Origin of the sequence: Lacticaseibacillus zeae DSM 20178 = KCTC 3804 (assembly GCF_000260435.1) — a bacterium.
Taxonomy (GTDB): domain Bacteria; phylum Bacillota; class Bacilli; order Lactobacillales; family Lactobacillaceae; genus Lacticaseibacillus; species Lacticaseibacillus zeae.
In genome coordinates this window covers 1-3,178 of the sequence record NZ_BACQ01000081.1, presented here as the reverse complement: position 1 = coordinate 3,178, position 3,178 = coordinate 1, and the positions used below count along the sequence as shown (strand labels likewise).

The 3,178-nt window shown below is 51.9% G+C and carries 1 rRNA gene; it reads left to right on the top strand.

The window, feature by feature from the left end:
* Positions 1-128 precede the first annotated feature (128 nt).
* Positions 129-3,046, top strand: a 23S ribosomal RNA gene (locus GSO_RS15205).
* The last annotated feature ends 132 nt before the right edge of the window (positions 3,047-3,178 follow it).

Genomic DNA, 3,178 nt, shown 5'->3' with positions numbered 1-3,178 from the left:
GCGACTTTGTTCTTTGAAAACTGGATATCATTGTTGTAAATGTTTTAAATTGCCGAGAACACAGCGTATTTGTATGAGTTTCTAATATAGAAATTCGCATCGCATAACCGCTGACGCAAGTCAGTACAGGTTAAGTTACAAAGGGCGCACGGTGGATGCCTTGGCACTAGGAGCCGATGAAGGACGGAACTAATACCGATATGCTTCGGGGAGCTATAAGTAAGCTTTGATCCGGAGATTTCCGAATGGGGGAACCCAGTACACAGCAGTGTATTGCCTGCAAGTGAATTCATAGCTTGTCGGCGGCAGACGCGGGGAACTGAAACATCTCAGTACCCGCAGGAAGAGAAAGAAAACTCGATTCCCATAGTAGCGGCGAGCGAAGTGGGAAGAGCCCAAACCGAGAAGCTTGCTTCTCGGGGTTGTAGGACTGGACATTGGAGTTACCAAAGTTCGACGTAGTCGAAGTCAGCTGGAAAGCTGCGCCATAGAAGGTGAAAGCCCTGTAAACGAAACGGCGGACCCTCCGTCCAGGATCCTGAGTACGGCGGAACACGTGAAATTCCGTCGGAATCCGGGAGGACCATCTCCCAAGGCTAAATACTCCCTAGTGACCGATAGTGAACCAGTACCGTGAGGGAAAGGTGAAAAGCACCCCGGAAGGGGAGTGAAACAGTTCCTGAAACCGTGTGCCTACAATTAGTCAAAGCCCGTTAAGGGGTAATGGCGTGCCTTTTGTAGAATGAACCGGCGAGTTACGTTTGCCTGCGAGGTTAAGATGAAAAGTCGGAGCCGGAGCGAAAGCGAGTCTGAACAGGGCGAATGAGTAGGCAGATGTAGACCCGAAACCAAGTGACCTACCCATGACCAGGTTGAAGGTGTGGTGAAACACACTGGAGGACCGAACCCATGTATGTTGAAAAATGCTGGGATGAGTTGTGGGTAGCGGTGAAATTCCAAACGAACTTGGAGATAGCTGGTTCTCTCCGAAATAGCTTTAGGGTTAGCCTCGGAGGATGGATCATGGAGGTAGAGCACTGTTTGAACTAGGGGCCCATCAAGGGTTACTGAATTCAGATAAACTCCGAATACCATCGATCTTACTCCGGGAGTCAGACAGTGAGCGATAAGGTCCATTGTCGAAAGGGGAACAGCCCAGATCACCAGTTAAGGTCCCTAAATTTATGCTAAGTGGAAAAGGATGTGGCGTTGCACAGACAACTAGGATGTTGGCTCAGAAGCAGCCACCATTTAAAGAGTGCGTAATAGCTCACTAGTCGAGTGGCACTGCGCCGAAAATATACCGGGGCTAAGCATAATACCGAAACTGTGGGTGCACCCGTAAGGGTGCGCGGTAGGAGAGCGTTCTAAGGGCGTTGAAGGTCGATCGTGAGGACGGCTGGAGCGCTTAGAAGTGAGAATGCCGGCATGAGTAGCGAAAGATCAGTGAGAATCTGATCCACCGTATGACTAAGGTTTCCTGGGGAAGGCTCGTCCTCCCAGGGTTAGTCGGGATCTAAGGCGAGGCCGCAAGGCGTAGTCGATGACAAGCAGGTTGAGATTCCTGCACTAGTTTATTTTGTTTAAGCGATGGAGGGACGCAGGAGGCTAAGGAAAGCGCACGGCTGGAAAAGTGCGTCCAAGCCGCAAGTCTGGTGGCGAGTGAAATGCTTGCGACCATAAGGACAAGCGGTGATGGGGAGCGAAATTAAAGTAGCGAAGTTCCTGATGTCACACTGCCAAGAAAAGCTTCTAGTGAGAAATAAACTACCCGTACCGCAAACCGACACAGGTAGTCGAGGAGAGTATCCTCAGGTGAGCGAGCGAACTCTCGTTAAGGAACTCGGCAAAATGACCCCGTAACTTCGGAAGAAGGGGTGCTGACCGCAAGGTCAGCCGCAGTGAATAGGCCCAAACAACTGTTTATCAAAAACACAGGTCTCTGCTAAATCGAAAGATGATGTATAGGGGCTGACGCCTGCCCGGTGCTGGAAGGTTAAGAGGATGAGTTAGCGCAAGCGAAGCCCAGAATTGAAGCCCCAGTAAACGGCGGCCGTAACTATAACGGTCCTAAGGTAGCGAAATTCCTTGTCGGGTAAGTTCCGACCCGCACGAAAGGCGTAATGATTTGGGCACTGTCTCAACGAGAGACTCGGTGAAATTATAGTACCCGTGAAGATGCGGGTTACCCGCGACAGGACGGAAAGACCCCATGGAGCTTTACTGTAGCTTGATATTGAGTGTTGGTACCGCTTGTACAGGATAGGTAGGAGCCGTAGAGATCGGAACGCTAGTTTCGATGGAGGCGTTGGTGGGATACTACCCTAGCTGTATGAACACTCTAACCGGCGCCACTGATCGTGGCGGGAGACAGTGTCAGGTAGGCAGTTTGACTGGGGCGGTCGCCTCCTAAAATGTAACGGAGGCGCCCAAAGGTTCCCTCAGAATGGTTGGAAATCATTCGCAGAGTGTAAAGGTAGAAGGGAGCTTGACTGCGAGACTGACAAGTCGAGCAGGGACGAAAGTCGGGCTTAGTGATCCGGTGGTTCCGTATGGAAGGGCCATCGCTCAACGGATAAAAGCTACCCTGGGGATAACAGGCTTATCTCCCCCAAGAGTCCACATCGACGGGGAGGTTTGGCACCTCGATGTCGGCTCATCGCATCCTGGGGCTGTAGTCGGTCCCAAGGGTTGGGCTGTTCGCCCATTAAAGCGGTACGCGAGCTGGGTTCAGAACGTCGTGAGACAGTTCGGTCCCTATCCGTCGCGGGCGCAGGAAATTTGAGAGGAGCTGTCCTTAGTACGAGAGGACCGGGATGGACGTTCCGCTGGTGTACCAGTTGTGCCGCCAGGCGCATCGCTGGGTAGCTATGAACGGAAGGGATAAACGCTGAAAGCATCTAAGTGTGAAGCCCCCCTCGAGATGAGATTTCCCATTCCTATATGGAAGTAAGACCCCTGAAAGATGATCAGGTAGATAGGCTGGAAGTGGAAGTGCAGCGATGCATGGAGCGGACCAGTACTAATCGGTCGAGGACTTAACCAAGTAGAGCGTGAGCAGGAGCGCTTAGAAACCGGAGCATAAGCGGGCCTGAGTTCGTTGGCCGGGTTTTGGCCAATGGACTCAGGGTCCTTATGTGGAGGTTTCTGCGACTGCGAACGCGTTTCGATGAAATAC